The sequence below is a fragment of the Bradyrhizobium erythrophlei genome (genome assembly GCF_042430365.1).
In the GTDB taxonomy this organism is placed as follows: domain Bacteria; phylum Pseudomonadota; class Alphaproteobacteria; order Rhizobiales; family Xanthobacteraceae; genus Bradyrhizobium; species Bradyrhizobium erythrophlei.
On record NZ_JBHMET010000140.1, the window covers coordinates 2325 to 24697 of the forward strand.

At 64.1% G+C, this 22373-nt stretch carries 30 protein-coding genes, 2 tRNA genes and 1 pseudogene; 11 read left to right on the plus strand and 22 right to left on the minus strand.

Features of this window, described 5'->3' with window-relative positions; genetic code table 11:
• A partial coding sequence (locus ACFFWD_RS20910; RefSeq protein ID WP_376968379.1) for a glutathione S-transferase family protein occupies positions 1-865 on the plus strand: 865 nt, incomplete at its 5' end.
• 152 nt (positions 866-1017) lie between these two features.
• Here the strand turns inward: ACFFWD_RS20910 and ACFFWD_RS20915 are convergent.
• Together ACFFWD_RS20915 and ACFFWD_RS20920 are read right to left on the minus strand one after the other, a co-directional pair.
• Positions 1018-1248: a DUF6894 family protein gene (locus ACFFWD_RS20915; RefSeq protein ID WP_376968380.1), complete on the minus strand. Its 231-nt coding sequence runs from the start codon at positions 1246-1248 to the stop codon at positions 1018-1020.
• A 405-nt stretch (positions 1249-1653) separates the two neighbouring features.
• Positions 1654-1950, minus strand: coding sequence for a LexA family protein (locus tag ACFFWD_RS20920; RefSeq protein ID WP_376968381.1), 297 nt, complete (start codon positions 1948-1950; stop codon positions 1654-1656).
• A 44-nt stretch (positions 1951-1994) separates the two neighbouring features.
• Here ACFFWD_RS20920 and ACFFWD_RS20925 point away from each other — a divergent pair, with 44 nt between their 5' ends.
• Together ACFFWD_RS20925 and ACFFWD_RS20930 are read left to right on the plus strand one after the other, a co-directional pair.
• Positions 1995-2354, plus strand: a complete 360-nt coding sequence (locus tag ACFFWD_RS20925; RefSeq protein ID WP_376968382.1) for a hypothetical protein — start codon at positions 1995-1997, stop codon at positions 2352-2354.
• A complete protein-coding gene (locus ACFFWD_RS20930; RefSeq protein WP_376968383.1) occupies positions 2351-2794 on the plus strand; it encodes a hypothetical protein in 444 nt (147 codons plus the stop codon). Before ACFFWD_RS20925 ends, ACFFWD_RS20930 begins: the two co-directional genes overlap by 4 nt.
• Positions 2795-3719: 925 nt before the next feature.
• Here ACFFWD_RS20930 and ACFFWD_RS20935 read toward each other — a convergent pair.
• Positions 3720-3905 (minus strand): hypothetical protein, encoded by a 186-nt coding sequence (locus ACFFWD_RS20935; protein ID WP_376968384.1) that lies wholly within the window; start codon positions 3903-3905, stop codon positions 3720-3722.
• Positions 3906-4129: 224 nt separating this feature from the next.
• Positions 4130-4215 (minus strand) — tRNA-Tyr (locus ACFFWD_RS20940).
• 195 nt (positions 4216-4410) lie between these two features.
• Here ACFFWD_RS20940 and rlmB point away from each other — a divergent pair.
• Positions 4411-5235: a 23S rRNA (guanosine(2251)-2'-O)-methyltransferase RlmB gene (gene rlmB / locus ACFFWD_RS20945; RefSeq protein ID WP_376968385.1), complete on the plus strand. Its 825-nt coding sequence runs from the start codon at positions 4411-4413 to the stop codon at positions 5233-5235.
• A gap of 59 nt (positions 5236-5294) precedes the next feature.
• Here rlmB and ACFFWD_RS20950 read toward each other — a convergent pair whose 3' ends face one another.
• From ACFFWD_RS20950 to ACFFWD_RS20965, 4 genes are all read right to left on the minus strand, one after another.
• Positions 5295-5741, minus strand: coding sequence for a hypothetical protein (locus ACFFWD_RS20950; RefSeq protein ID WP_376968386.1), 447 nt, complete (start codon positions 5739-5741; stop codon positions 5295-5297).
• A 52-nt stretch (positions 5742-5793) separates the two neighbouring features.
• Positions 5794-6309 carry a hypothetical protein gene (locus ACFFWD_RS20955; protein ID WP_376968387.1) on the minus strand — a complete coding sequence of 172 codons (516 nt, stop codon included), beginning with the start codon at positions 6307-6309 and terminating at the stop codon, positions 5794-5796.
• 172 nt (positions 6310-6481) lie between these two features.
• Entirely contained in the window at positions 6482-7195 is a 714-nt protein-coding gene (locus ACFFWD_RS20960) for a HoxN/HupN/NixA family nickel/cobalt transporter (RefSeq protein WP_376968388.1), read from the minus strand.
• A 50-nt stretch (positions 7196-7245) separates the two neighbouring features.
• Complete coding sequence (locus ACFFWD_RS20965; RefSeq protein ID WP_376968389.1) at positions 7246-7965, minus strand: dienelactone hydrolase family protein; 720 nt, start codon at positions 7963-7965, stop codon at positions 7246-7248.
• Between the two features lie 139 nt (positions 7966-8104).
• Between ACFFWD_RS20965 and ACFFWD_RS20970 the strand changes: the two genes are divergently transcribed.
• The 5 genes from ACFFWD_RS20970 to ACFFWD_RS20990 all read left to right on the plus strand — a co-directional run bounded on the left by ACFFWD_RS20970 (position 8105) and on the right by ACFFWD_RS20990 (position 9896).
• Positions 8105-8482 (plus strand): hypothetical protein, encoded by a 378-nt coding sequence (locus ACFFWD_RS20970; protein ID WP_376968390.1) that lies wholly within the window; start codon positions 8105-8107, stop codon positions 8480-8482.
• A 136-nt stretch (positions 8483-8618) separates the two neighbouring features.
• Positions 8619-8693, plus strand: a tRNA-Thr gene (locus ACFFWD_RS20975).
• Between the two features lie 60 nt (positions 8694-8753).
• Positions 8754-8987, plus strand: a complete 234-nt coding sequence (locus ACFFWD_RS20980; protein WP_376968391.1) for a hypothetical protein — start codon at positions 8754-8756, stop codon at positions 8985-8987.
• 108 nt (positions 8988-9095) lie between these two features.
• Positions 9096-9275: a hypothetical protein gene (locus ACFFWD_RS20985; protein WP_376968392.1), complete on the plus strand. Its 180-nt coding sequence runs from the start codon at positions 9096-9098 to the stop codon at positions 9273-9275.
• A gap of 201 nt (positions 9276-9476) precedes the next feature.
• Positions 9477-9896, plus strand: a complete 420-nt coding sequence (locus ACFFWD_RS20990) for a hypothetical protein (RefSeq protein WP_376968393.1) — start codon at positions 9477-9479, stop codon at positions 9894-9896.
• A gap of 200 nt (positions 9897-10096) precedes the next feature.
• On the opposite strand, the gene ACFFWD_RS20995 is transcribed toward ACFFWD_RS20990, so the two are convergent.
• Entirely contained in the window at positions 10097-10945 is an 849-nt protein-coding gene (locus ACFFWD_RS20995; RefSeq protein ID WP_376968394.1) for an alpha/beta fold hydrolase, read from the minus strand.
• Between the two features lie 64 nt (positions 10946-11009).
• A complete protein-coding gene (locus tag ACFFWD_RS21000) occupies positions 11010-11312 on the minus strand; it encodes a hypothetical protein (protein ID WP_376968395.1) in 303 nt (100 codons plus the stop codon).
• Positions 11313-11753: 441 nt separating this feature from the next.
• On the opposite strand from ACFFWD_RS21000, the gene ACFFWD_RS21005 reads away from it, so the two are divergent.
• Complete coding sequence (locus tag ACFFWD_RS21005; RefSeq protein WP_376968396.1) at positions 11754-12008, plus strand: hypothetical protein; 255 nt, start codon at positions 11754-11756, stop codon at positions 12006-12008.
• A gap of 59 nt (positions 12009-12067) precedes the next feature.
• Here the strand turns inward: ACFFWD_RS21005 and ACFFWD_RS21010 are convergent, their stop codons facing one another.
• From ACFFWD_RS21010 to ACFFWD_RS21025, 4 genes are all read right to left on the minus strand, one after another.
• Complete coding sequence (locus ACFFWD_RS21010) at positions 12068-12307, minus strand: hypothetical protein (protein WP_376968397.1); 240 nt, start codon at positions 12305-12307, stop codon at positions 12068-12070.
• 178 nt (positions 12308-12485) lie between these two features.
• Entirely contained in the window at positions 12486-13202 is a 717-nt protein-coding gene (locus ACFFWD_RS21015; protein WP_376968398.1) for an outer membrane protein, read from the minus strand.
• Positions 13203-13458: 256 nt separating this feature from the next.
• Positions 13459-13866, minus strand: coding sequence for a hypothetical protein (locus ACFFWD_RS21020; RefSeq protein WP_376968399.1), 408 nt, complete (start codon positions 13864-13866; stop codon positions 13459-13461).
• A 235-nt stretch (positions 13867-14101) separates the two neighbouring features.
• A complete protein-coding gene (locus ACFFWD_RS21025; protein WP_376968400.1) occupies positions 14102-14428 on the minus strand; it encodes a His-rich protein BRANT in 327 nt (108 codons plus the stop codon).
• 291 nt (positions 14429-14719) lie between these two features.
• On the opposite strand from ACFFWD_RS21025, the gene ACFFWD_RS21030 reads away from it, so the two are divergent.
• Positions 14720-15262, plus strand: a complete 543-nt coding sequence (locus ACFFWD_RS21030; protein ID WP_376968401.1) for a tetratricopeptide repeat protein — start codon at positions 14720-14722, stop codon at positions 15260-15262.
• Between the two features lie 175 nt (positions 15263-15437).
• Here ACFFWD_RS21030 and ACFFWD_RS21035 read toward each other — a convergent pair whose 3' ends face one another.
• From ACFFWD_RS21035 to ACFFWD_RS21070, 8 genes and pseudogenes are all read right to left on the minus strand, one after another.
• Positions 15438-15707 carry a hypothetical protein gene (locus tag ACFFWD_RS21035; protein ID WP_376968402.1) on the minus strand — a complete coding sequence of 90 codons (270 nt, stop codon included), beginning with the start codon at positions 15705-15707 and terminating at the stop codon, positions 15438-15440.
• Positions 15708-15774: 67 nt separating this feature from the next.
• Positions 15775-18927 (minus strand): efflux RND transporter permease subunit, encoded by a 3153-nt coding sequence (locus ACFFWD_RS21040; protein ID WP_376968403.1) that lies wholly within the window; start codon positions 18925-18927, stop codon positions 15775-15777.
• On the minus strand, positions 18924-20366 hold the full coding sequence (locus ACFFWD_RS21045) for an efflux RND transporter periplasmic adaptor subunit (protein WP_376968404.1): 1443 nt from the start codon (positions 20364-20366) through the stop codon (positions 18924-18926). Before ACFFWD_RS21045 ends, ACFFWD_RS21040 begins: the two co-directional genes overlap by 4 nt.
• Positions 20363-20770 carry a FixH family protein gene (locus ACFFWD_RS21050; protein WP_376968405.1) on the minus strand — a complete coding sequence of 136 codons (408 nt, stop codon included), beginning with the start codon at positions 20768-20770 and terminating at the stop codon, positions 20363-20365. Before ACFFWD_RS21050 ends, ACFFWD_RS21045 begins: the two co-directional genes overlap by 4 nt.
• Before the next feature lie 100 nt (positions 20771-20870).
• Positions 20871-21233, minus strand: coding sequence for a hypothetical protein (locus tag ACFFWD_RS21055; protein WP_376968406.1), 363 nt, complete (start codon positions 21231-21233; stop codon positions 20871-20873).
• A 112-nt stretch (positions 21234-21345) separates the two neighbouring features.
• Entirely contained in the window at positions 21346-21618 is a 273-nt protein-coding gene (locus ACFFWD_RS21060; protein ID WP_376968407.1) for a hypothetical protein, read from the minus strand.
• 118 nt (positions 21619-21736) lie between these two features.
• A pseudogene (locus ACFFWD_RS21065) lies at positions 21737-21886 on the minus strand (NrsF family protein); the annotation flags it as partial.
• 51 nt (positions 21887-21937) lie between these two features.
• Positions 21938-22192 (minus strand): hypothetical protein, encoded by a 255-nt coding sequence (locus ACFFWD_RS21070; protein WP_376968408.1) that lies wholly within the window; start codon positions 22190-22192, stop codon positions 21938-21940.
• Between the last annotated feature and the right edge of the window lie 181 nt (positions 22193-22373).

Consider the following 22373-nt stretch of genomic DNA (forward strand, 5'->3'; position numbering starts at 1 on the left):
CCACCGCACGCTGATCATGCGCTCGCTCAAAGACCTCGAGGACATAATCTCCGTCTCCGTGGTGCACTGGTTGATGCTCGAAAATGGCTGGACCTTCACGGACGGCCTGGGCGTCGTCCCGGACACCGTCTTCGATGCGCGGTTCCTGCATCAGATCTACAGCGCAGCCGACCCGTGCTACACCGGCCGCGTCACCGTTCCCGTGCTCTGGGACAAGCATGGGCGCACGATCGTCAACAACGAATCGTCCGAGATCATCCGCATGCTGAATTCGGCCTTCGACGCGATCGGCGCGAGGCCCGGCGACTACTACTCGCAAGCGCTGCGCGCGAATATCGACGCGGTCAACGCCCGCATCTATGACACGCTGAACAACGGCGTCTACAAGGCCGGCTTCGCGACGACCCAGGAAGCGTACGAGGAAGCCGTCGTCCCGCTGTTCGATACGCTCGACTGGCTCGAGCAACGGCTCGCCGACCGCAGGTTTCTGTTCGGCGACAGCCTGACCGAAGCCGACATCCGCCTGTTCACGACGCTGATCCGCTTCGACGCGGTCTATGTCGGGCATTTCAAGTGCAACATCCGCCGCATTGCCGATTATCCCAACCTGTCGGCCTATACGCGCGACATCTACCAATGGCCCGGCATCGCCGCGACCGTGAATTTCGAGCATATCCGGCGGCACTATTACGAGAGCCACCGCTCGATCAATCCGACCGGAGTCGTACCCGTCGGGCCTCTGCTTGACTTCACCGCGCCGCCCGGGCGCGGGCACCTGGCTGCCGCGATGACACTGCCATCGCAGCACCACGTAACGAACAGCCCAAATCCTGCGCAGCGCGTGATTTCAGAGTCGCGACTGTGAGCCGATTGCCTAGCGGGGATGTCGCCTTGTCCCACGCGAACAGCGCGGGGAGTTGGGCCGCCATGCCAGATGATGTAGACGCCCGTAGTGAGTTAGCTTATCTGCTGAGCATTCTGTGATCGGAGAGGTCGTCAACTGAGGCGGCCTCAGTGCTATCTGAGGATATCGAACGTGAATCTAACGTTCATCACGGGTCCGTCGTCGTCGCGGACTTCAATCGCCATCTGAAGTAGGCTGGCGGATCTTAGGGCTGCATTGTGGACCATGTCGGCCAGGGCTTTCACGGCCTCTTCCTGAACCGATCCAATGTCAGGCAGTACCATTCCCTCTTCGTCCCGGACCAGTGCCTCGCCGTCACGAAGATCAAAATAATATCTTCGCATCGGGTCCCCCTTACTTTCGTTCGGGATGCAGCGCTGCCTTTTGGGCCTGCATGTTGGCGACCAATTCATCGATCCGGTCGAGGGTCAACCGATCATTGATGGCCCGGGCGATTCTCCGATAGTGGTCAATCCTCTCGTCAAGTTCCCGGCACTTTTCACACATTGGGGCTCCCCCATGTGCGCATTCGAGCCCCTGGGGTTGCTGCTTATAAGACGGTCAGTATGGGAAAAAGTTGCAGCGGGTCATTCATTCTGCGGGATCGAATTCCTTGATCTGGGTCAAAGGTTGGATGGGGGGAGAACATCCGAGGGGGCGTCTCGGTAGGACCACTGAGAACGTCGGCTAAGGTACGGTTTATCCTAGGTTAATTGGAACTAGGCCACTCTCAGATTCAACTTAGGCCACTAGTACCTCGACACAGAGGTTTTGACTGATTGGTTTGGGATTTCCAAGACGGGTAGCTGCTCAGGAGGGACCAGCACTTCGATGCTGCGCGGCGAGCCGGGCTGGCGCCTGATGAGGCCCGCGCGTTCGAGGGTCAACACCATCTGGTGGACGGAAGGCGGGGACACCCCGAAGTGCCGTTGCATCTCCCATTCGGCAGGTGGCCGGCGATGCACGCGCGTGTAGGCGTCGATGAAGGCCAGATACTGGCCCTGCTTGGGCGTGAAGGCTTTTGCAGAATGACTCACCTTGGCCATCCGATTCAGCTGTTCGTCCGTGCCTCGAGCCGTGCGGCTTCTTCATGTTCAAACATCTCGATGAGCTTGAGGCCCTGTGGAATCAGCACGGCGACGAAAGCTCAATGTTCTGGCGTCGTAGCATGAAACTCGTACCCATCACGCTTGCCGATTTGAAGGAGCATGAAGACGCGTGGCTGAACAGCGGCGAGTCCGACGAATACGGCGCGTCCAGTTTCTTCATTAATAAGCAATACAGCGACGCAGAAAAGACGGCTCCGTGGGAAAAGCGTGGCGACAAGAAGCGCTTTGCGCTGGCGGCCGGGAATGCCACGGCCGGAAGCAATCCGTGCAGCACCCCGGAACGAACCCCACGTTGGTTCGTTAACCTGATTACACCGCAATCGGGGAAACAATCACCATGACCGATCATTCAAAGCCCGCCGATGCTCGGCTGCGATCGGCGCTGCCCTGGCTGCTCGTGACCTTCCTCGCCGTCGTCGCTGGCGGCGCACTGTGGATGAACTACGGCAGCGGAACAAAATCGGTCGCCCCGCAACAAAAAGCTGAGGTGTCGCCTCCTCCGAACCCAGCGATTGAGCAGACGAAGCAGGCTCTGTCCTCGCTCCAACAAATAGTGCAAGACATTCAGGCCAGCCAACAGAAACTCGCTGACCAGATCAACGGCATACAGCAAAATGTCTCAGCCCAACGGGGCGAGCAGAAGCTGTTGTCGGACCAGTTGGGGGCGCTCAGTGCGCGCGTTGACGCGCTCGCATCAGCAAGCGCCGAGAGTCCACCTCCGGCGTCCCAACCTGCTCCACCCCAACAGAAGTCTAAGCGCGGCACGCCGCCGCGAATCTAACTGGTAGTTGCAATCGCGGCGCTATCACGTGGCGGTCGCGAAGCGGCCCCGGTCCACCAGCCAATTGGGAAACCATCTCGCTAAGAAAGTTCGAAACGGCAGCGGAAGCTATAGAGGCTCACGACAAAATACTGCACCAATTTCATGCCGATTGGCACGATGCAGACTGCAGACGACTCCTACTCAACGTAGTGAAGCCGTTCCTGCCGCCACGCCTTATGGCAGACGTCGTAGAGATGACGGACACGCTGGCCTCTGCGTGAAGCAGCGTATGAATGGAAAGGGGCCGCTCACGGAGCGGTCCCTCTCCCTCGAGCAGCCAGTGTAGCGACGGTCTGGATTGTGAAGCTGGTCTAGGTAGGCGATGCCGTAAGCGGCTAGATCGTCCCGCTTACCTGCGGACACCAAGGTCTCCAGATAGACTCTCATTTTCGCGAGAGATTCCGCGTCCAGCTCCCGGCCATACGCGGCAACGATGTCCGCCAATATCTCGCTCAAAGGTACGTCCCCGCACTGCAGCCATCGCTGTGCAGCACCCGATAGAGGTGCAGTCAACCCGGTGTTGAACGGCCCGCGCATCCCGGCCACGGTCCTTTGAACCTTTTCGACCCACCGACGACAGATTGTCGCTGGGGAATTTCAGGGCCCAGTAGTTAGGCCAGCGCTGCGCGACGAACATACTCCGTCTACGCAGCGCTGTTGCTTTTTCAAATCTCAACCTTAAGTTATTTGACCAACAGTTGGCGGCTCACGCCCTGAATTCCCCAGTCCGTCAACTGGGAAAACCCCGCATCCAGCCTGCGGGGTTTTCTTTTTTCTATGGGGGAGTGAAGTGGCGTTCGCTACGGCACATCGCCGCTCCAGTGTCCGCCGATCGACACCAGCTTATTCAGGAAGTAGTCCCGATTGCCTGCTCAGAACGTGATCACTTCTGCGGGTCCGTCCGTTCGTCCATTCGCCACGAGACCTGCAGAAGATCCATAATCATCTTGTGCAGCTCCTCGCGACTCATCGACTTTGTCAGTCGGAAGGTGAGGTCGACCCGGGCCGGCTGATTGTCTGGCCGGGTGATCTTAGCCTCAAAATGAGTGGTGGTGCGGTGGTGGTCCATAGTGACTCCCTCCACAGCATGTAGTGAGCTTGATCGCGGGCCAGATCACAAGCAGGTCAACGACCATGTTGCTTTGTGAACACGCCTCGTGACTGCAATATTCGGTGGCGCCCCTCCCATCGGAGAGAACCGTGCCGGATGGCTGGTTGCTTCCCATACGCTTCCCAAATCTGAGAAGTATCGGGCAACTGGGAAGCACATCACCAATAAGCTATTGAAAAGATTGGTGGGGGAGGCAGGACTCGAACCTGCGAAGCCATGAGGCGGCTGATTTACAGTCAGCTCCCTTTGCCACTCGGGACACTCCCCCGTCCAACAGCGCCAGACTGGCCGCGCGAGTAGCGGCGGACCGGGTCATCGAAATGACGCTGATAACCGCATCGACCCGAAGCGGGTGGGCGGTCGGGCGCGTTTATGGGCGAAGGGACCAGCCAAAGTCAACCAAGCCGACGCGCAATTTGGAGGTTAAATTGCCAATATTCGGAAGCCGTGACACAAGCCTCATATGAGCGACCGCGACCGCAAACCCAATTTCCGAAGCAAGGGCGGTAAACCCTTCCAAAAAGGGCAGAAATTAGTCCGGCCGCCGGCCTGGCGGGATCGCGAATCCGGTTCCGACGGGCCGGTGATTCTGTACGGCTGGCACACTGTGTCGGCCGCGCTCGCCAACCCCGAACGCCAGATCCGCAAGCTGTTCCTGACCGAGAATGCCGCCCGGCGGCTGGCGGAGGAGAACATCGATCCCCGCGTGACGCCGGAAATCGTACGCCCCAACGCGATCGATCAGCGGCTCGGCCCCGATGCCGTGCACCAGGGCCTGCTCGCCGAGGCCGATCCCCTGCCCTCGCCCGGCATCGACACGCTTGATCAGCAAGGCATCGTGCTGGTGCTCGACCAGATCACCGATCCGCACAATGTCGGCGCCATCATGCGCTCGGCCGCGGCCTTTGCGGTGAAGGCGATCGTCACCACCGCCCGCCACAGCCCGGAGGCGACCGGCGTGCTGGCGAAGTCGGCCTCCGGCGCGCTCGAATTGGTGCCGCTCGTCACCGTGCAGAATCTCGCACGTGCGCTCAACGAATTGAACGACCGCGGCTTCATGACCGTCGGCCTCGACAGCCAGGGCGCCGAGGATCTCGGCCGCGTCGAATTGCAGCAGCCGCTCGCGCTGGTGTTGGGGGCCGAGGGCAAGGGCCTGCGGCAGTTGACGCGCGAGACCTGCCGCGTCGTCGCCCGCCTCGACATGCCCGGCGAGATCAAGAGCCTCAACGTGTCGAACGCCGCAGTGCTCGCGCTCTACATCGGCGCGAGCCGGCTCGGGCTGATGTGAAAAAAACGCCCGCTCGCACGTTGCGAACGGGCGTTTCTGATCTCGACCGGGACGTGAGATCAGTAGTAACGGCGCAGCACGCGGTGGCCGTAGTGGTACGCCGGAGCGTAACGCGGACCATAGGCGTGGCGCGGCGCGTAGCCGTAGCGATAGCCGATGTGCGACCGGTGATAGTAGTGGTGGTAGCGGCGATAGCCGTAGCCATAGCCGTAATACGGTTGCGTGCCCTCATAGTACGGCCGCGGCGCCCAGTTGCCCGGGCCGGTGTAGGTCGGGCCCTGGTTCACGTAATAGTACTGCTGCGAATACTGCTGCGCGGGATAGTATTGCAGCGGGTCAGGCAGGCGCTCCACGCCCCAGCCGCAACCGGTGTTGCAGCCGGAATAGGAATAGCCGTAGTTCACGACCGGTGCGGAATAGCCGCAGGTGTTGAAGCCGCACGCCATTGCGGGCGCGTCGGCCATCACGGCCACCGCCGCAACCAGTCCTGTGATCATGTGACGCATTACTCTCTCCTGTATGTACTTCTTGTTGGCGTAGGCTTCTTGAACGCTGGTCCTAAGGACCCCGTGGCGGTTGCGGGCCTGGCCCCGGGTGCGGGCCCGGGCCGGGGTGCGGGCCCGGGAACGGCCGGCTGTCGTTGAACTGGGGCGCGTAGATCACCGCCGGCGGATTGACCGGCGGATCGGATTGCGCCGGCAGCGGCGCCGACTGCGACGACCATGACTCGTGATAGCTCTCGGCCGGCTGCGGCAATCTGCGGTTCGCCGGCGGCTCGACCTCGAGCCGGCCGTAGCTGGGCATGTGGCCGAGGCTCGGATAATAGTGGCCGACACCCGGCGTCGGATCAACGTTGCGGCCGTCATAGATGTAGCGGCCGCCATAGATGGTCGGCTGCACCTGCTCGTTCCTGCCGAGGCCCCACTCGCCTTCGATCGCGGCGTAGGAGGCGTCGATGCCGTTAATGACGATGGGCACGCCGGGACGGTAGGGAACGACGATGTCGAAGCCGCCGCCGGCCGACGCCGTCGAGGTCATGGCCGTCAAAATCGCCAGTGCTATGCCGACGCGCATGTGACGCAGGTCCCACCTTGTTCGCGCCACAACCTAATCCAATGTGCGCACGCAAGGGGTTAAGGCGGCCTGCCAAACTGCCGGTAAGCCTAACGCGTAAGCATCCGCGCTCGTTCAATTGCGAGGGAACGGGATCAGGAACCATTAACGCCGCGTGTCGCGGCCGCAGCCGTCACGCAAACGCGTTCTCGATGATCACGTGAATGCCGATCGCGATGGTGACGAGACCGACCGCCGCCTGCAGCGAGCGATTGGCCCAGGTGAGCCAGCGCGCGGAGGCCGCCAGCGGCACCGCGATCACGCTCGAAAGCGCGCCCATCCCGATCATCGAGCCGATGCCGAACAGCGCGACATAGCCGAGCCCGGCGAGCGGGCTCGGCGCCTGCGACACCGTCAGCACCAGCAGCGCCGCCGAGCCCGCCATGCCGTGCATCAGCCCGACCAGCAGCGTGCGCCAGCGAAAGCCGTGCGCATGGGCATGAGCGGCACGCGCATGCGGCACCGTGCACGCAAGCGGCACGGTCTCACCCGCATGGCTGTGGGCGTGGAAATGCGTCGTGCCGTCGGCATGGCCGTGCTGGTGGAAATGCACGCGGTCGCGCCACAGCCGCCACAGCACATCCGCACCGAGACCGACCAGCATGATGCCGACCGCCGTCTCGATCGGCTGCGCCACCGTCTCCGGGATCGCGCGCCCGAGCAGGATTGCCGCGCCGGCGAACACGAACAGCGTCAGCGTGTGGCCAAGGCCCCAGGTCAGGCCGTGCTTGACGATGTCACCGATGCTGGTGCGGCGCGCGGCGATGCTCGACACGGCTGCGATATGATCGGGCTCCAGCGCGTGCTGCATGCCGAGCAGAAAACCAAGACCAAGAATTCCGAACATCGATCCCCTGCCCACGTGTCGCCGGATCAAACACCAGATCGCCGGTCTTGTCAGGCCAGCACTTCGTCAAACAGGCCATGCATCGCGGCCCAGGAGCGACGATCGGCCTGCGCATCATACAGCGCGGCGCGCATGATCGAGCCGTCGGCGGCCGGGTTGGCGAAGCCGTGTAGCGCGTTGCCGTAGCTGACGAGTTGCCAGTCGGCAACCTTGGCCGCGCGCATCTCGTCCTTGAAGGCGGCAACCTGGTCCGGCGGTGCCAGCGGATCCTCCGCGCCGGTCAACACCAGCACGCTCGCCTTCACCGCGCCCTCGGTCGCGGGCAATTTGGTCGAGAGCACGCCGTGGAAGCTCGCCACCGCCTTCAGTTCGGCGCCGTCGCGCGCGAGTTCGAGCGCGACCGAGCCGCCGAAGCAGTATCCGATCGCGACACATCTGCCGGCATCGACCTCGGGCAGCGCCGCAAGCGCGGCCAACGCGGCGCGGCCGCGGGCCCGCAGGGTCGCCGGCTCGTCGCGCAGCGCGCCGACAAGGGCCGAGACCTCCTGCAAGGTGGCGGCCTGCTTCCGCTCGCCGAACATGTCGGCGGCGAGCGCGACATAACCGCGTTCGGCAAGCCGTCGCGCCCGCTCCATGGCGAAATCGCCAAGCCCGAGCCCCTCGTGAAACACCAGCGCGCCGGGGCGCTTGCCGCGCGCATCATTGTTGAAGGCGAGATAGCCGCGCAGGTTGGTGTCGCCGCAGCGATAATCGAGGTCGCGCGTGTGCATGAAATTCTCTCCGAATGGGACGCGGAACTTCACACCGGTTTGAACGCGGCACAAGGCGAAATCGGAACGCATCGGCGCGAGCGCGCTTAGCTTGGGTTACCATTTCAGGGAGAAGCCCCATGATTCAGGGAGAAGCCCCATGACAAGGCTCCAAGCTCTCGGCGCCGCCGCCCTCCTGGCCGCGGCAATGGCAAGCCCCGCAATGGCGCAGCAGACGACGGGCAAATCCGTCCGCTGCTCGGGCATCAATTGCGAGACGATGGGACCGGCCAATGCCACGACCGGAACAGCCACCCAACGCCGCGGGGCCTACCGTAGCAGCTACAATCGCTACGAGGGTGGCCCGCTCTGGCCGGTCGCGGCCGCCGCAGGCGTCGCCGCCGGCGCGGTCGGAACGGCAGCGGCCATCGCCACGGCCCCGATCGGCGGCGCCGAATACGCCCGCCAGAACGGCTTTGTCTGCACCCCCGGGACCTGGTTCCGCGGCGACGACGGCCGCAGGCATCCCTGCCAGTGATCCAGCTCGCGTGTGAGACACGAAAAGGCGGCCCGACGGCCGCCTTTTTCGCTCACGGCCGACCGCACGCCCGGCCCTCAGGTTCTGGCCCTCGCCCGCCAAGTCTGCTATGCGAGCGGCCGATCCCACCCCATTCGCCGGCTTAGCTCAGCGGTAGAGCAGTGGTTTTGTAAACCAAAGGTCGGGGGTTCAATCCCCTCAGCCGGCACCAGCCTTCGCCACCGTGGCAGGATTCGTGGGAGCCTTCCCGTAAGAATCCGCAAAGTCCGGATTGATTCTGTCCCTGCCGGCCAAAGCCGTGTACGCTGTTTTTGGGGTGGACTCAGCCATGATCTATTTCATCCTTGCGCGGGACGGCACCAGCCAGATCGTCTTGAAGCGCGACAGCGAAGACGCTGCCGAGAAGAAGGCACGTGAGCTAAAAGACATGGGCTGGTTTGACGTCGAGATTCGGCCGGAGATGGATCCGGGCGGCAAGCCGCCCGCCCCTCCGCCGTCGCTCTGACGCTCACGCCGGCCGGTGGTCGTTCCGGCTCAGTTGCGGAAGCCGCGTCGCATATGACGCTGCGATGAACCTTTGTGGACCGGCCCTTACATACGTGTGAGGTGCCACATGTCCGACACAGCACATTACCGCTTCCAATCTGATCAGGCGAAACGGCTGGCCCGCCAGGTCACCGACGTCGCGGTGCGCGAGAAGCTGCTCGAAATGGCCGAGGAATACGGCCGCTACGCCGACCTGATCGAGGCGCGGGCCGCCGAACAGATTTCGGCCGAGGCCATCTCCCACTAGATCGCGCAGGGCCCTGCGCCGCTTCCCGGCGGTCGTGGCCGGGCCCCCAAACACCTGACGCCGTGATCACCTCGCACTGCCTCGCGGTGTCACCCTTTTGTCACCGCGCAGGCAAAACGAGCAACTTCGTCAACCATCATCATGGTGAACGCTTGATTCCGCAAAGTTGCTTTGGTGGAATCCGAAGCCTAAAGGTGCGCCATGAAGTGGATGAAAGAACGCGATCTCCTGATCGCGCAGACAATGGACTTCGTGCAATCGGTGACGGGCAAGCGGCCCGACGTCGAATCGCTCAAGGCTCCGGCACCGGTCACGGCGGCTCCGAAGGCCGAACTGCCGGTCCCGCCGCCGCTGCCGGTCGCCACGGTGGTCGAGGCTCCTCCCGCGGTCGCGCCGGCACCCGCCGTCGCTGCGCCGGTCGTCGAGCCTGCGGCCGCCGCTACCCAGCCGGCATTTGCGAAGCTCGACATCCGCGGCGACTTCCAGTCCGAGGTGCGGGCGCGGGTCGCAAGCTTCCGCGCGCATCAGGAGCGCTTCCTGCGCGAGCGCGAGGAGTATTGCAGCGCCACCATGGACAAGGTCCGCGCCGCGTTGAGCGAGCTGCCGCGCTCCGACAAGTAGACCGTCATTTTCCCGATGACGTCGTCGTGCCCGGGCTTGTCCCCGCCTTCGCTACGGCTTCGGCGAGGCAAGCACCAGAGCCCGGCGAAGCTTTAGCGTAGACGGCTCCCGGGCATCCACGTCTCGGCTTCCGTCAAGACAGATGTCAATCAATGGCCGGGACAAGCCTGGCCACGACGGATGCGGCGCCCAGCGCAACGTCAGCGACCGTCGATCTTCTCCAGCATCGGCCACAGGTGTTTCACGAACTCGCCCGGATTCTCGCTCATCGGGAAATGACCGAGGCCCTTCATGATGATCGCCTCGCTGCCGGGAATGCTGTTCGCCACCGCCAGCGTCTCCTCCGGCGTGCAGGAATAATCGTACTCGCCTGACAGCAGGAACAGCGGGCAGCGCCTGGTGTCGATCTCGGCGACGCGGGCGCGGATGTCGCCGTCGATCTTGTAGAAATAGAGATCGCCTTTGAACACGCCGGGGCCGCCCTGCATGTAGTGCCACAGCGTTTCCCAACGCTCGCGCTCAGGCGCATCGGGCCCGACCAGACCCGACACGATCGCGGCGCAGACCTCGCCGCCATGCACGTCCGGCCGGTGCAGGAAATTCAGATCGTAATAGGGATCGACATGCGCGCCGGCCTGCAGGCCGATAATGGCGCGGAAGCGCTCGGGGTGCTCGAGCGCCAGATGCAGCGCGATGCGGCCGCCGATCGAGCAGCCGATCAGGATCGGCCGGTCGAGCGCGAGCGCTTCCATCACATCGAGGATCATCGTGGTGTACTGCGCCGAGGTGAGCTGGTACTCCTCGTCGTGCCAGCCCGACGGCGGCGACGACTTGCCGTGCCAGGGCATGTCGAAGGCGATGACGCGATGATTGCGCGTGACGCGCGCATCGTTCATCAGGCCGCGATATTGCCGCCCGTCGCTGCCGGCCGTGTGCAGGCACAACAGCGGTGTGCCCGAGCCTGCCTCCTCGACATAGATGCGGTGCGCACGGCCGAACAGATCGAGATGCATGTAGCGGCCGATGATCGGCTCGAAGCTTGCGCTCATGCGGCAACTCCCTCGCGCGCGCGGAGCTTGCCGAGCGCTTCCTTGAAGTAGCGCAGGTTCGCCATCAAGACCTTGAGGTCGCCCTCGGCGCGGAGCACGCGGCCTTGATCAGCGCCATCAGGTCATGCGAGCCCGGCGGCGGCCGCAGCATGCAGAACTTGTCCCATTCCTCGTCCGAGATGCGCAGCGCGAATACCGACGACGGCATCACGAACGGGCCCTTGGTCACCGACACGATGCGGCCCTCATGGATCGCGATCAGCCAGGCCGTCTTGCCGATCTCGAGCAGAACGCTCGTGGTCAGAAACCGCCCCCGCCGCACCAGGCCAGCGTCGGCATTGACCCGCTCCTTCAGCGCTTCGATCATGTTGCTCCATCCCGCATCCGCCCGTCCGTTTGCGCGCGGCAGGCCGTTGTTGTGGTGGTCATGATGGGGAGAATGAGCGGCCCGTCAAATCGGGGCCGGGTGCGAGCGCCGCGCGCGATCAGAGCCAGGCGTAGACCAGCGCCAGATTGGCGGCGCAGGCCGCCAGCAGCGCAATCGTCAGCGTGAATTGCACGCGGTCGTGAGGGGTCTGGAAGATCGCTCTCATGGGCCGGAGCATCCGGCGATTCTACCCGGAGAGTCCCGGGGATTCTTTTTTCCGGGGTTTACGCCTCATTAAGGACTCAGGGCGCCCCGGCAGAGGGACCGAAATGGCTCATAGTTTCAAGTGCTTGCTCACGGCTCCGTGATCGGCGCGCGGAGTCTCGCGACGGAAACCTCTTAAGGCTTGCCTGCGTTGTCGTGGTTTGGGGGAAGCAACCGATGCCCTACGCGCTGTTCTACCAGGATGCCCAGGTCAGCAAGGCCTACCCGGCCGAGGCCGACGTCTGGACGCTCGCCAGGAAGTCCGGCTTCGTGGTCGAGGTAGTCCCGGACAAGGAAGCGCCGTTGCCCCGCCTAGTGCTGGACAATGGTTACGAGATCCGCGCCTGCGAGCTCGAGCCGCACGAGGACCCCGCTCTCAACAAGGCGGAGGCCGAGCGCGAAGCTCGCATGGAGCCGAATTTGAGTGTGTAGACGCGCCTTCCCGGTGCGCGTCAGCCATCGGGAATGGTGTGAGGCGGCGTTGACCGGCCCTACGGCGTCGCCGTCACCAGCGACGCCTGCTCGGATGCGAGCGAGACGCAGATCTTCCGTCGATGCAGGCCCCGGATCGCCCCGGTCACCTTGAGGACCTTGCCGACCGGGCAGGACGGGTCCTGCACGAACGCAACCTCATAGGGAGCGAGGATCAGGGGTTCGGATTTCAGGATGGTCTGGGCCAGACACGGCACAGCGACCGCAGAGAGAATCAGCCCTAACGCAACAGCACGCATTTTTGTTTGTCCACCAGCCCCGGCGGACGCATAATAACGCATCAACGATGAAAGTTCCGTGCAATGCAGGAATTATTTTTGCATTGCACGAAGGTTGGCGGTGCGGGCGTGGCTGGCTAGCCGGCAAACAAAAAGGCCGGCGGGAAGCCGGCCTTTTCGCGTCGACTGAGACTGTCCATCAATATTTGGCGCCAGCCGGCCCGCCCCAACCAAAGCGGTAGTTGACGCCGAGCTTGACGGTGTGTTCGTCGTTCCGGAAGCTCGTGCCGACGATGTCGGCCGGGCCGGTTGTGAAGGTCGTCTTGCCGAAATTGTAGTACTGGTACTCGGCCTTCGCCGACCAGTTGGGCGCGAACATGTATTCGAGGCCGCCGCCAACCGTATAACCGTCCTTGTGGTTGGCGTCGGTGGTGAAGCCCACCGGGACACCGCCGACCGTGGCGCCGAGATTGGTGCCGTCGCGCCAGGCGTAACCGCCCTTGGCGTAGAGCAGCGTCGGGCCCCAGGTGTAGCCGAGCCGGCCGGTCACCGAGCCGATCTGGTCGGTATTGCCGGACACGAGCGTCCCACCCGGGAACAGCACGCCGTTGTTCGTGTTGCTGGGCAGCCAGGAATACTGCGCCTCGACACCCATCACCCAGTTGGGTGCGAACTGGTAATCGAAACCGCCCTGCACGCCGCCCATGAAGCGCGCGTCGCTGCCCATCAAACTGGTGCCGTCGGTGAAGGCGCCACCGACGTGGCCGCCGATGTAGAACCCGGTCCAACTATAGACCACCGCCGGTGCGGTATAGGGCGGCGGCGCCTTGGTATAGGTGCGTGCCGGGATGTCAGCCGCAAAGGCCGGGCTCGCAAGAGCGGCCACGGCGACAGCGCCGAGCAGAAACGTCTTCATCTTCGATCCCCGTTACGAACGTTGCGCTATCAATCCAAACAACGTGACCTCAATTAGGTTGCTTTGGGGCAATGCCGGACCCGTGATGTTTCCGAACTGTGATGGAGCCGCAACAAAGCCGGTTTGTTCCATGTCACAGTAGGATTTTTCGCCCGTTAAGCGGCCGCATTTCGGCTGAACGGAAGTCGCGGATGGCTAAAGGCAGGTTCAACGCTCGCCGAAAAGTGATCGGACTTCGCTAACGGTCCGCACTCCCTTATCGCGACATTTTTTCCAGCTCGGCGAAGGGCCCATAGGCGACGCCGGCGCAGGGCTCGGCGGCGTTCTCGATGATGCGGTCGAGCCGGCCGTCGACAAACATCAGCCCGCGCTCGCGCGGCGGACGGTAGCTGCCGTCCGATTCCTTCGGGCTGTAGCGCACGCACACGACGTAGCGCAGCCGGCCGCCCACCGTGCGCTGCACCGGCTCGGCGATCCCAGCGTCATGCACGCCGACCGGATTGTTCAGGTAGGTGCGCATGAATGCCAGGATCTCGGCGCGGTAGCTGTTCGGAAACGGCTGGTCGGCGACGCCGCGGTCGTCGGTAAAGGTAATCGGGCGCGCATCGTCGCTGCCGCCGGCGCAACCGGCGAGCGCGATCGATGCCAGCAGCACCGCCGTCAATTGTGCAGAAGTCCCCACGCGTGCCGTTCCATGATCCCCCGGAGCCGTGTCTTATAGCGCCGGACGGCGAAAGGGAATTCGCAACTCGGTTATCTCAGGTGCTGACCTCAGCAGCACTCCGGCCCGCCGCCATTGGGGAAGCAATGGCGGTCGGGCCGGGTCTGACATCCGCTGACGCGGCGGGGCAATAAGGATCGAACCACGCCCGCGGATCAGGTTCAGGGGCGCTTCAGATTCAGCCGCGCTTGGCCGGCGCGACGTGCTTGATCGCAACCTTCGGCGTCACGTGCTTGGTCTTCAGCACGCCCATCTGCTGCTTGTGGGTGCGACGATGGCGATAGTGCTTCTTATGAGTCATCTTCGCGTTGGCGTTCATCGCCTTCGACGGCGCCTGCTCGCTCTTGATCACGGGCGCAGTCTTGGACTCCGGCGCAGGGGTCGCGGCCTTGGCCACCGGCGCAGGCGCAGGCGCAGGCGTTGCGGTCTTGCCCTGTTCGGCGGCGAGCGCCGGAGCGGCGATGACAGACACGGCAAGCAGCGCTGCAGAAATCGTCTTCAACATGGTGGTCTCCTCTTCCACGGGATCGGAAGGTCCCCGGCCGGATGGTCGGCCTCGCCGATCAATGCAGGCCACCTTAGGAGCGGCGCGCTGAACCCGTTCTGAAGCGCTCTGACGGACTTCGTTCATCTGCATGACAAGTTGGTCATGTTCCGCGGCCCGTCGAATTGCCGCACCCCGATCACGGGGAATCGAGGGGCTTCCGGGAATGTTCCGGAGCCGCGGGTGTTCAAGTCCTCAGGCTTCGGTGTAGGATTACCGGGCACGATCAGGAACGATCAGGAGCAACCAGGAATGAGCAAGACGACGAAGTTTTTGACCCTCGCAGCGCTCTCGTTGACGATCGCTGCCGGGCCCGTCATCTCGGCCTATGCCGCGGGCGGCGACAATCCGTCCCCGCCGGCCTCCGACAGCGGCAAGGGCAAGAAGGCGAAGAAGGACAAGAGCTCTGCGATCGACGACCAGAAATTCCTGGACGGCTATCGTGCGGCCTACACCACGATCTACGATCGCCACGACTACGCCGCCGCCATCGACCAGCTGAAGGCGCTTGGTCAGGATGACCGCGCCGACGTCGCAAACCTGATCGGCTACTCCTACCGCAAGCTCGGCGACTACAAGGTCTCGCAGATCTGGTACGAGCGCGCGCTGAAGGCGGACCCGGCCCATGTGCGGACCTGGCAGTATTATGGCCTCTGGCAGGTTGAACAGGGCAACCGCGATCAGGCGCAGTATCACCTGAACCGCATCGCCCAGCTCGCCGGCACCAACAGCGACGAATACCGCTCGCTCGCCGCGGCCCTCGAGAAGCCGCCGGGCACCGGCCTCGTCTACTGAGCCGACATGATCTTAACGCCACCTGCCGGCGCAGTCGCAATGACTGCGCCGGTTTCTTTTGGGCTTTTGTAGGGTGGGTAGAGCGCAGCGAAACCCACCATCTCAATGCACGGCACGCAGGTGATGGGTTTCGCTGCGCTCTACCCATCCTACCAATCGCTGCCAATTTTTAGGCTTACGGATAATGCTCCTGGCGCCGGGGCTTTTGCGAACGGCTGCTGCCGACCGTCGCACTCGATGACCCCTCGTCCGGCTTGGCCGCCTTCTCGATCGGCGGGCCGCTGTCGCCGGTCTTCTTGCTATCGTTCTGCGCCTGCCCGGTGGTCGTCACGTTGGCGCCCTGTCCATTGTCCACGGGGCCGCCGGCCGACGGGCCGGAGCTCTGTGCCAACACGGTTCCCGACAGCATCAGTGCCGCCATCAGCATTGCCGCGTTGAGTTTCATGGAGGGGCCTTTCCCGCTGCGCGATATGCACAGCAACGCGCCAGCCCGGTTGGCGTTCCCGTCATCGTCAGGACGCTGTGGCTTGGGCGACCTCGCTCTCCCGGGTCGCGGCTCCAAGCCCGAACCCCTTCACGACGGCGAAGATCGCGGGGATCACGATCAACGTCAGCAGGGTCGACGAGATCATGCCGCCGATCATCGGGACCGCGATGCGCTGCATGATCTCGGACCCGGTGCCGGTGCTCCACATGATCGGCAGCAGCCCGGCCATGATGGCGACCACGGTCATCATCTTCGGCCGGACGCGCTCGACGGCGCCCTCCATGATCGCCTCATACAGGTCCTTGCGGGTCACCGCCCGTCCATCGACGGCGCAGCGCGCCCTGGTCTCCGCGAGCGCGTGGTTGAGGTAGATCAGCATGACGACGCCGGTCTCGGCCGCTACGCCGGCGAGCGCGATGAAACCGACCGCGACCGCAACCGACATGTTGAAACCGAGCCACCACATCAGCCAGAGGCCGCCGACCAGCGCGAACGGCAGCGACAGCATCACGATCATGGTCTCGGCGACGGAGCGGAAGTTGAGGTAGAGCAGGAGAAAGATGATCAACAGCGTCACCGGCACGACGATCTTGAGCCGCGCGGTGGCGCGTTCGAGATATTCGTACTGCCCGCTCCAGACCACGTAAGCGCCCGGCGGGAACTGGATGCTTGCCTGCACCGCGCGCTGGGCGTCCGCGACATAGCCGCCGAGATCGCGATCGCGGATGTCGACATAGATGTAGGTCGCCAATTGCCCGTTCTCGGTCCTGATCGTCGTCGGCCCGCGCGCCGGCGCCACAGTGGCGACCTCGCCGAGCGGGACGGCCCCGCCTGCCGGCATCGGCACCAGGATGTCGCTTGCGATCGCCTTCGGATTGTCGCGCAGGTCGCGCGGATAGCGCACATTGACCGCGAAACGCTGCCGTCCCTCGACCGTCGTGGTCACGCTCTGGCCACCCAGCGCGGACGCGATCGTGTCCTGCACGTCCTGCACCATGATGCCGTAGCGCGACAGCGCCTCGCGGTTCGGCGTGATCTCGAGGTAGTAGCCGCCAAGGCCGCGCTCGGCATAAGCCGACGAGGTCCCCGGCACCGCCTTGAGCACCTGCTCGATCTGTCTGGCGAGCGCGTCGATCCCGGCGAGATCGGTGCCGATCACCTTGACGCCGATCGGGGTGCGGATGCCGGTCGAGAGCATGTCGATGCGCGCCTTGATCGGCATAGTCCAGGCGTTGGAAACACCGGGGAATTGCAGCGCCTTGTCCATCTCGGCGATCAGGCTGTCGACCGTGACGCCCTTGCGCCACGCCTCCTTGGGCTTGAGGTTGACCACTGTCTCGAACATCTCGGGCGGCGCCGGGTCGGTCGCGGTCGCCGCGCGGCCCGCCTTGCCGTAGACCGAGGCCACCTCCGGGAAGCTCCTGATGATGCGGTCCTGGGTCTGCATCAGCTCGGCGGATTTCGTCACCGAAATGCCCGGCAGCGTGGTCGGCATGTAGAGCAGCGTGCCCTCGTTGAGGTTGGGCATGAATTCCGTGCCGAGCTGGCGCGCCGGCCAGACCGAGATCGCAAGCACGGCGAGCGCCAGCACGATCACCAGCGCCTTGGCGCGCAGCACGCCGCTGATCACCGGGCGGTAGATCCAGATCAGGAAGCGGTTGATCGGGTTCTTGTGCTCGGGGACGATCTTGCCGCGCACGAAGATCACCATCAGCGCCGGCACCAGCGTGACCGACAGAAGCGCCGCGGCCGCCATCGCAAAGGTCTTGGTGAAGGCGAGCGGGCTGAACAGCCGCCCCTCCTGCGATTCCAGCGTGAAGATCGGCATGAACGACACGGTGATGATCAACAGGCTGAAGAACAGCGCCGGCCCGACCTCGGACGCCGCCTCGATCAGGATCGCAACGCGCGACTTGTCGGGTGCGGCGCGCTCGAGATGCTTGTGCGCGTTCTCGATCATGACGATCGCCGCATCGATCATCGCGCCGATCGCGATCGCGATGCCGCCGAGGCTCATGATGTTGGAGCCGATCCCGAGCGGCTTCATGGCGCCGAACGCCATCAGCACGCCGACCGGCAGCATCAGGATCGCGACCAGCGCACTGCGGACATGCAGCAGGAACACGATGCACACCAGCGCCACCACGACGCTCTCCTCGAGCAGGGTGTGCTTCAGCGTATCGATCGCCGCATAGATCAGGTTCGAGCGGTCATAGACCGGGACGATCTCGACCGAGTTCGGCAGGCTGGTCGCGATCTCCTTAAAGCGCTTCTTGACGCTCTCGATCACGTCGAGCGCGTTCATGCCGAAGCGCTGCAGCACGATGCCGCTCGCCACCTCGCCCTCGCCGTTCAACTCGGTGATGCCGCGCCGCTCGTCGGGGCCGAGCTCCACCCGCGCGACGTCGCGCAGCAGCACCGGCGTGCCGTTGTCGGTCTTGAGCACGACATTGCCAAGATCGTTGATGCTCTTCAGGTAGCCGCGGCCGCGGATCACATATTCGAACTCGGAGAGTTCGACGGTGCGGCCGCCGACGTCGGCATTGGAGGCGCGGATCGCGTCGCGCATCTTCTGCATGGTGATGCCGAGATCGCGCATCCGCTGCGGATCGAGGATGACGTTGTATTGCTTGACGAAGCCGCCGACGCCGGCCACCTCGGCCACGCCCTCCGCCTTCGCCAGCGCGAATTTCAGGTTCCAGTCCTGGATCGTCCTTGTATCCGCAAGGTTCAGCTCCTTGGACATCACGGCGTACTGATAGACCCAGCCGACGCCGGTCGCATCCGGCCCGATCGTCGGCGCGACGCCCGCAGGCAATCGCGACGCGGCGCTGTTGAGGAATTCGAGCACGCGCGAGCGCGCCCAGTAGATGTCGGTGCCGTCCTCGAAGATGACGTAGACGAAGGAGACGCCGAAGAACGAGAAGCCGCGGACCACCTTCGATTTCGGCACCGTCAGCATCGCCGTGGTCAGGGGATAGGTGACCTGATCCTCGATCACTTGCGGCGCCTGGCCGGGATACTCCGTGTAGACGATCACCTGGGTGTCCGAGAGATCGGGGATCGCGTCGAGCGGCAGATGAATCAGGGCATAGAGCCCGGCAGCCGCCGCAAAACCGGTGCCGAACAGCACGAGCAGCAGGTTGCGGGCGGACCATGCGATGATGCGGGCGATCATGGCCTGGCTCCCGCGTTGGCCGGCATCTCCATCGGCTTCGCGCCGCCGGGCTCGGAAAATCCCTTCAGCGCCGCCTTCAGATTGCTCTCGGCGTCGATCAGGAAGTTCGCCGAGGTCACGACCGCGTCGCCTTCGCTGATACCCTCGGTCACCTCGACATAGCCGCCGCCATGACGGCCGAGCTTGACGGCGCGCGGCTCGAAGCGGCCCTCGCCCTTGTCGACCAGCACGGCCTGTCGCGTACCGCTGTCGAGCACCGCGCTCTCGGGCACCGCCAGCACCGGGGCCGGCGCGCCGGTGTCGATCTCGGCGTCGACATACATCTGCGGCCGCAGCAGTTCGTCGGGATTGGGCACCTCGACGCGAATCCGCGCGGTGCGGGTTTGCATGTTGAGATGGGGATAGATCAGCGAGACCACGCCCGCAAAGCTCCGGCCCGCAAGGGCCCGCGGCCGGATCGTGACCTTCGAACCGAGCGCGACCTGCATCAGATCGCGTTCGGCGACATCGATCACGACCCACAGAAGCGTGTGGTCGGCAATCCGGAACAGCACGTCGCCGGGTCCGGCCCGCATGCCGTTCACCGCGTTGCGCTCCAGGATTTCGCCATCCTGCGGCGCGAGCCAGGAAATCGAGAGCGAGATATCCTTGGTGCGCTCGAGCTCTTTGATCGCCGGCTCCGGCGTCGCCAAATTCTCCAGCCGCCGCCGCGCGCCCTTCAGCTCCTTTCCGGTCGCGCCGGCATTGATCGCCGAGAGATATTCGGCCGCGGCGCTCGACAGCGCCGGGCTGTAAATGGTCATCAGGGGCTGCCCCTTGTGGACGTGGTCACCCGTCGTGACATTGGCGACGCTTTCGACGAAGCCCTCGAAGCGAAGCGCCACGACCGAGACGCGCCGCTCGTCCTCCTGCACCGTCCCCGGCGCCCGGATCACCGACCTGATCGGTTGGCGGGTCACCCGCGCCGATGTGACGCCGGTGCGCTGGATCTTGCCGGGCGACAGTCTGATCGACCCGTCATCGCTGTCATCGCCCTCATAGACGGCGATGTAATCCATCCCCATGGAATCCTTTTTCGGCACCGGCGAGGTGTCGGGAAGCCCCATCGGGTTGCGGTAGTATTTGATCTTGCGCTCGGCCTTGCGTTGGTCGGTGGCCGCCGCGGCCGGCATCTCGGCCGCGGGCTCGTCGAAGCTGAGATCGGCACCGGCGGGCACCGCACGATAGGCGCGACCATCAGGCGTCGTCTTCGGTGTCAGCGAGTAGAACGGCTTGCCGTCCGGATCCTGGAAATAGATCGGTGCGCCCGGCTCCGCCGCGTGCGCGGCGGAGGCCATGACGGTCGTGACCGGCCGCGGCGGCAGGCCGCGGACGATAAATGCTGCGCCTGCCGCGGCGACGATCGCAGCGGCAGCGCCGGCGAGGCCGAGGCGCTTCATTTCTCGGCCGTGACGACGAGCTTGCTGTCGACCGAGCCGGTCTCGCCCTGCACCTTCGCGCCGAGCGAGAGCTGCCAGCGTCCGGCCATGCTGAAGCTCGCCTTGAAGCGGTAAGTCCCCGGCTCCGTGCCGGGCATCGGCGTGACCTTGGTCACCATTTCCTGCATGCCGTCCGGCGCCATGTCGAGCCGCGTCGCGAAGATCACGGCGTCGGGCACCGCCTTTCCGCTCGTCTTGTCGATCAGCCGCACCGCGACGATGCGGTCGGCGCCGGCCTGCACGGTCGGCTGAACGAGTTGGAATTCGTAATTCTTGATCTCGGCATGCGCGACGCTGGCACTACCTGTGATGGCCAGGCCGATGAGCGCGGCCCCAAGGGCGCGCGACGTATTGAACGATGTCATTCTTCCAATCCTCGATTGCGTCTTGATCTGCCGCTTGCGCGGCATGTGACGGCCGCGCAAGCCCAACGGCCGCGCGGCTGCATCCGGCGCGCTGCGCCGGTCAGACCAGATGTCGAGGAGGATGGTCGGGAGGCGGACGGGCCAGGCCGTCGGCCACGACGTCGTCAAGCGGATGCAATCGCGCAAGCGTAGGCAGTGCCATCTCGACGCCGAGGGGTGAGGGCCCCGCTTGCAGCACCTTCAACATGCAGATCGCGAGGAGCGGACAATCCCGGCAATCATCGTTCTTCTGCTTGTCCGGGCAGCATGGCATGTCAGCCGTCATGTCCGACATGTCGGCCGCCTGCGTCGTCAGCGCGACCATCGAATGCCCGGCCGCCGCTGGCGTGGCCAACGGCGCAATCGTCAGGCCTGCCGTCACCAGGACGGCCAGCAGCCATTTGATCATCTGTCGAACATTCATCGGGCTACACTCTCATGGAGAGCGCCTGCTGAAAAGGTCATCCTGCTCACAAACACGCCAGTGGAAGACCTGCTGGTTAACCGTTTTTGCCGACCCGGCCGACGCTACCGCGCTAGTAGTTGGACTTGGGTCCGCCGTGATAGCGCCATCGCGTTCCAGCGGGGCTCGGCACGGCCATCGGCTGCAATCGCGATGCTCCCCGATCATAACCGAATGCAGACAGCGGATCGCGTTGCGAGGCAACGCTGCCCGCTGGCGGCGTTCCCCTCGCCTCATTAGGCAAATACCGCTTGTCGGAGATCGTCAGGCCCGCTTGCGCGGTCGCCGATGCCACAACGAGCGGCACCAGGAACGAGAGGGTAAGAAGGCTCTTGTTGATCGACATAACCCGGCTCCATCAATTTCCTTGAAGCGCATTGATTTGCGCTTCTGATGATGAGTTCGGAGCCAATCCGCCGGCGGTTACAGGCTCACGCCGACGTGAAGCCTGTAACCGCGGTGCTTCACCAGCGCAGCAGCCGCGGTCCCAATACCGCACCTGCGAGCGTGCACATCAAAATCGTGCCGCCGTACCACAGCGCGACAAAGGGCAGAGAGTCATCCGTGCGGTGGAGTGCACGCGCGACAACACTCACACCACCCGCGACAAGGCCACCGCGGCGCCGTCCAAAACGTGACCCTCGAGGATATCCACTCGCCTCGTCTTACCGACACGACCACAAGCCAGATTTAGGCCCACCCTGATAAGTGCATGCCTTCGCAGAACCGACCGGTTGCGCCGACCGGCGCCGCTGCAATTCGGTTTCGCGCGTCGCCTTCGGTGCACCGGCTTGCGCCAGCGCGCCATATTCGCTCGGTTGGATTGGCCGATGTTGGTAATTGTGCTCGGCATGGGCCGACGCCGACATCGCTAGAAGCGGCAAGGCGAGCGAAATCGCAAAAAGGTGCTTGGTCGACATGGTCCGGCTCCCATCATCGTCAGAAGCGCGTGACGCGCGTTCTTAACGATGAGTTCGGAGTAAACCTTCTACCGGTTACAGACTCACGCCGATGTGAAAGTGACTACCAAGCGCTGTTCCCACTAGCAGTCTGCTGAAAAACCCAGAAATTGAAGCATTGCTGTGTGTTTGGGCAGGTGGT

What these genes read in the sequence shown, in the direction of transcription:
- ACFFWD_RS20915 (WP_376968380.1), bottom strand. Translation starts at nt 1,248, where the DNA reads ATGCGAAGATATTATTTTGATCTTCGTGACGGCGAGGCACTGGTCCGG.
- ACFFWD_RS20920 (WP_376968381.1), bottom strand. Translation starts at nt 1,950, where the DNA reads ATGGCCAAGGTGAGTCATTCTGCAAAAGCCTTCACGCCCAAGCAGGGC.
- ACFFWD_RS20925 (WP_376968382.1), top strand. Translation starts at nt 1,995, where the DNA reads ATGTTCAAACATCTCGATGAGCTTGAGGCCCTGTGGAATCAGCACGGC.
- ACFFWD_RS20930 (WP_376968383.1), top strand. Translation starts at nt 2,351, where the DNA reads ATGACCGATCATTCAAAGCCCGCCGATGCTCGGCTGCGATCGGCGCTG.
- ACFFWD_RS20935 (WP_376968384.1), bottom strand. Translation starts at nt 3,905, where the DNA reads ATGGACCACCACCGCACCACCACTCATTTTGAGGCTAAGATCACCCGG.
- rlmB (WP_376968385.1), top strand. Translation starts at nt 4,411, where the DNA reads ATGAGCGACCGCGACCGCAAACCCAATTTCCGAAGCAAGGGCGGTAAA.
- ACFFWD_RS20950 (WP_376968386.1), bottom strand. Translation starts at nt 5,741, where the DNA reads ATGCGTCACATGATCACAGGACTGGTTGCGGCGGTGGCCGTGATGGCC.
- ACFFWD_RS20955 (WP_376968387.1), bottom strand. Translation starts at nt 6,309, where the DNA reads ATGCGCGTCGGCATAGCACTGGCGATTTTGACGGCCATGACCTCGACG.
- ACFFWD_RS20960 (WP_376968388.1), bottom strand. Translation starts at nt 7,195, where the DNA reads ATGTTCGGAATTCTTGGTCTTGGTTTTCTGCTCGGCATGCAGCACGCG.
- ACFFWD_RS20965 (WP_376968389.1), bottom strand. Translation starts at nt 7,965, where the DNA reads ATGCACACGCGCGACCTCGATTATCGCTGCGGCGACACCAACCTGCGC.
- ACFFWD_RS20970 (WP_376968390.1), top strand. Translation starts at nt 8,105, where the DNA reads ATGACAAGGCTCCAAGCTCTCGGCGCCGCCGCCCTCCTGGCCGCGGCA.
- ACFFWD_RS20985 (WP_376968392.1), top strand. Translation starts at nt 9,096, where the DNA reads ATGTCCGACACAGCACATTACCGCTTCCAATCTGATCAGGCGAAACGG.
- ACFFWD_RS20990 (WP_376968393.1), top strand. Translation starts at nt 9,477, where the DNA reads ATGAAGTGGATGAAAGAACGCGATCTCCTGATCGCGCAGACAATGGAC.
- ACFFWD_RS20995 (WP_376968394.1), bottom strand. Translation starts at nt 10,945, where the DNA reads ATGAGCGCAAGCTTCGAGCCGATCATCGGCCGCTACATGCATCTCGAT.
- ACFFWD_RS21000 (WP_376968395.1), bottom strand. Translation starts at nt 11,312, where the DNA reads ATGATCGAAGCGCTGAAGGAGCGGGTCAATGCCGACGCTGGCCTGGTG.
- ACFFWD_RS21005 (WP_376968396.1), top strand. Translation starts at nt 11,754, where the DNA reads ATGCCCTACGCGCTGTTCTACCAGGATGCCCAGGTCAGCAAGGCCTAC.
- ACFFWD_RS21010 (WP_376968397.1), bottom strand. Translation starts at nt 12,307, where the DNA reads ATGCGTGCTGTTGCGTTAGGGCTGATTCTCTCTGCGGTCGCTGTGCCG.
- ACFFWD_RS21015 (WP_376968398.1), bottom strand. Translation starts at nt 13,202, where the DNA reads ATGAAGACGTTTCTGCTCGGCGCTGTCGCCGTGGCCGCTCTTGCGAGC.
- ACFFWD_RS21025 (WP_376968400.1), bottom strand. Translation starts at nt 14,428, where the DNA reads ATGTTGAAGACGATTTCTGCAGCGCTGCTTGCCGTGTCTGTCATCGCC.
- ACFFWD_RS21030 (WP_376968401.1), top strand. Translation starts at nt 14,720, where the DNA reads ATGAGCAAGACGACGAAGTTTTTGACCCTCGCAGCGCTCTCGTTGACG.
- ACFFWD_RS21035 (WP_376968402.1), bottom strand. Translation starts at nt 15,707, where the DNA reads ATGAAACTCAACGCGGCAATGCTGATGGCGGCACTGATGCTGTCGGGA.
- ACFFWD_RS21040 (WP_376968403.1), bottom strand. Translation starts at nt 18,927, where the DNA reads ATGATCGCCCGCATCATCGCATGGTCCGCCCGCAACCTGCTGCTCGTG.
- ACFFWD_RS21045 (WP_376968404.1), bottom strand. Translation starts at nt 20,366, where the DNA reads ATGAAGCGCCTCGGCCTCGCCGGCGCTGCCGCTGCGATCGTCGCCGCG.
- ACFFWD_RS21050 (WP_376968405.1), bottom strand. Translation starts at nt 20,770, where the DNA reads ATGACATCGTTCAATACGTCGCGCGCCCTTGGGGCCGCGCTCATCGGC.
- ACFFWD_RS21055 (WP_376968406.1), bottom strand. Translation starts at nt 21,233, where the DNA reads ATGAATGTTCGACAGATGATCAAATGGCTGCTGGCCGTCCTGGTGACG.
- ACFFWD_RS21060 (WP_376968407.1), bottom strand. Translation starts at nt 21,618, where the DNA reads ATGTCGATCAACAAGAGCCTTCTTACCCTCTCGTTCCTGGTGCCGCTC.
- ACFFWD_RS21070 (WP_376968408.1), bottom strand. Translation starts at nt 22,192, where the DNA reads ATGTCGACCAAGCACCTTTTTGCGATTTCGCTCGCCTTGCCGCTTCTA.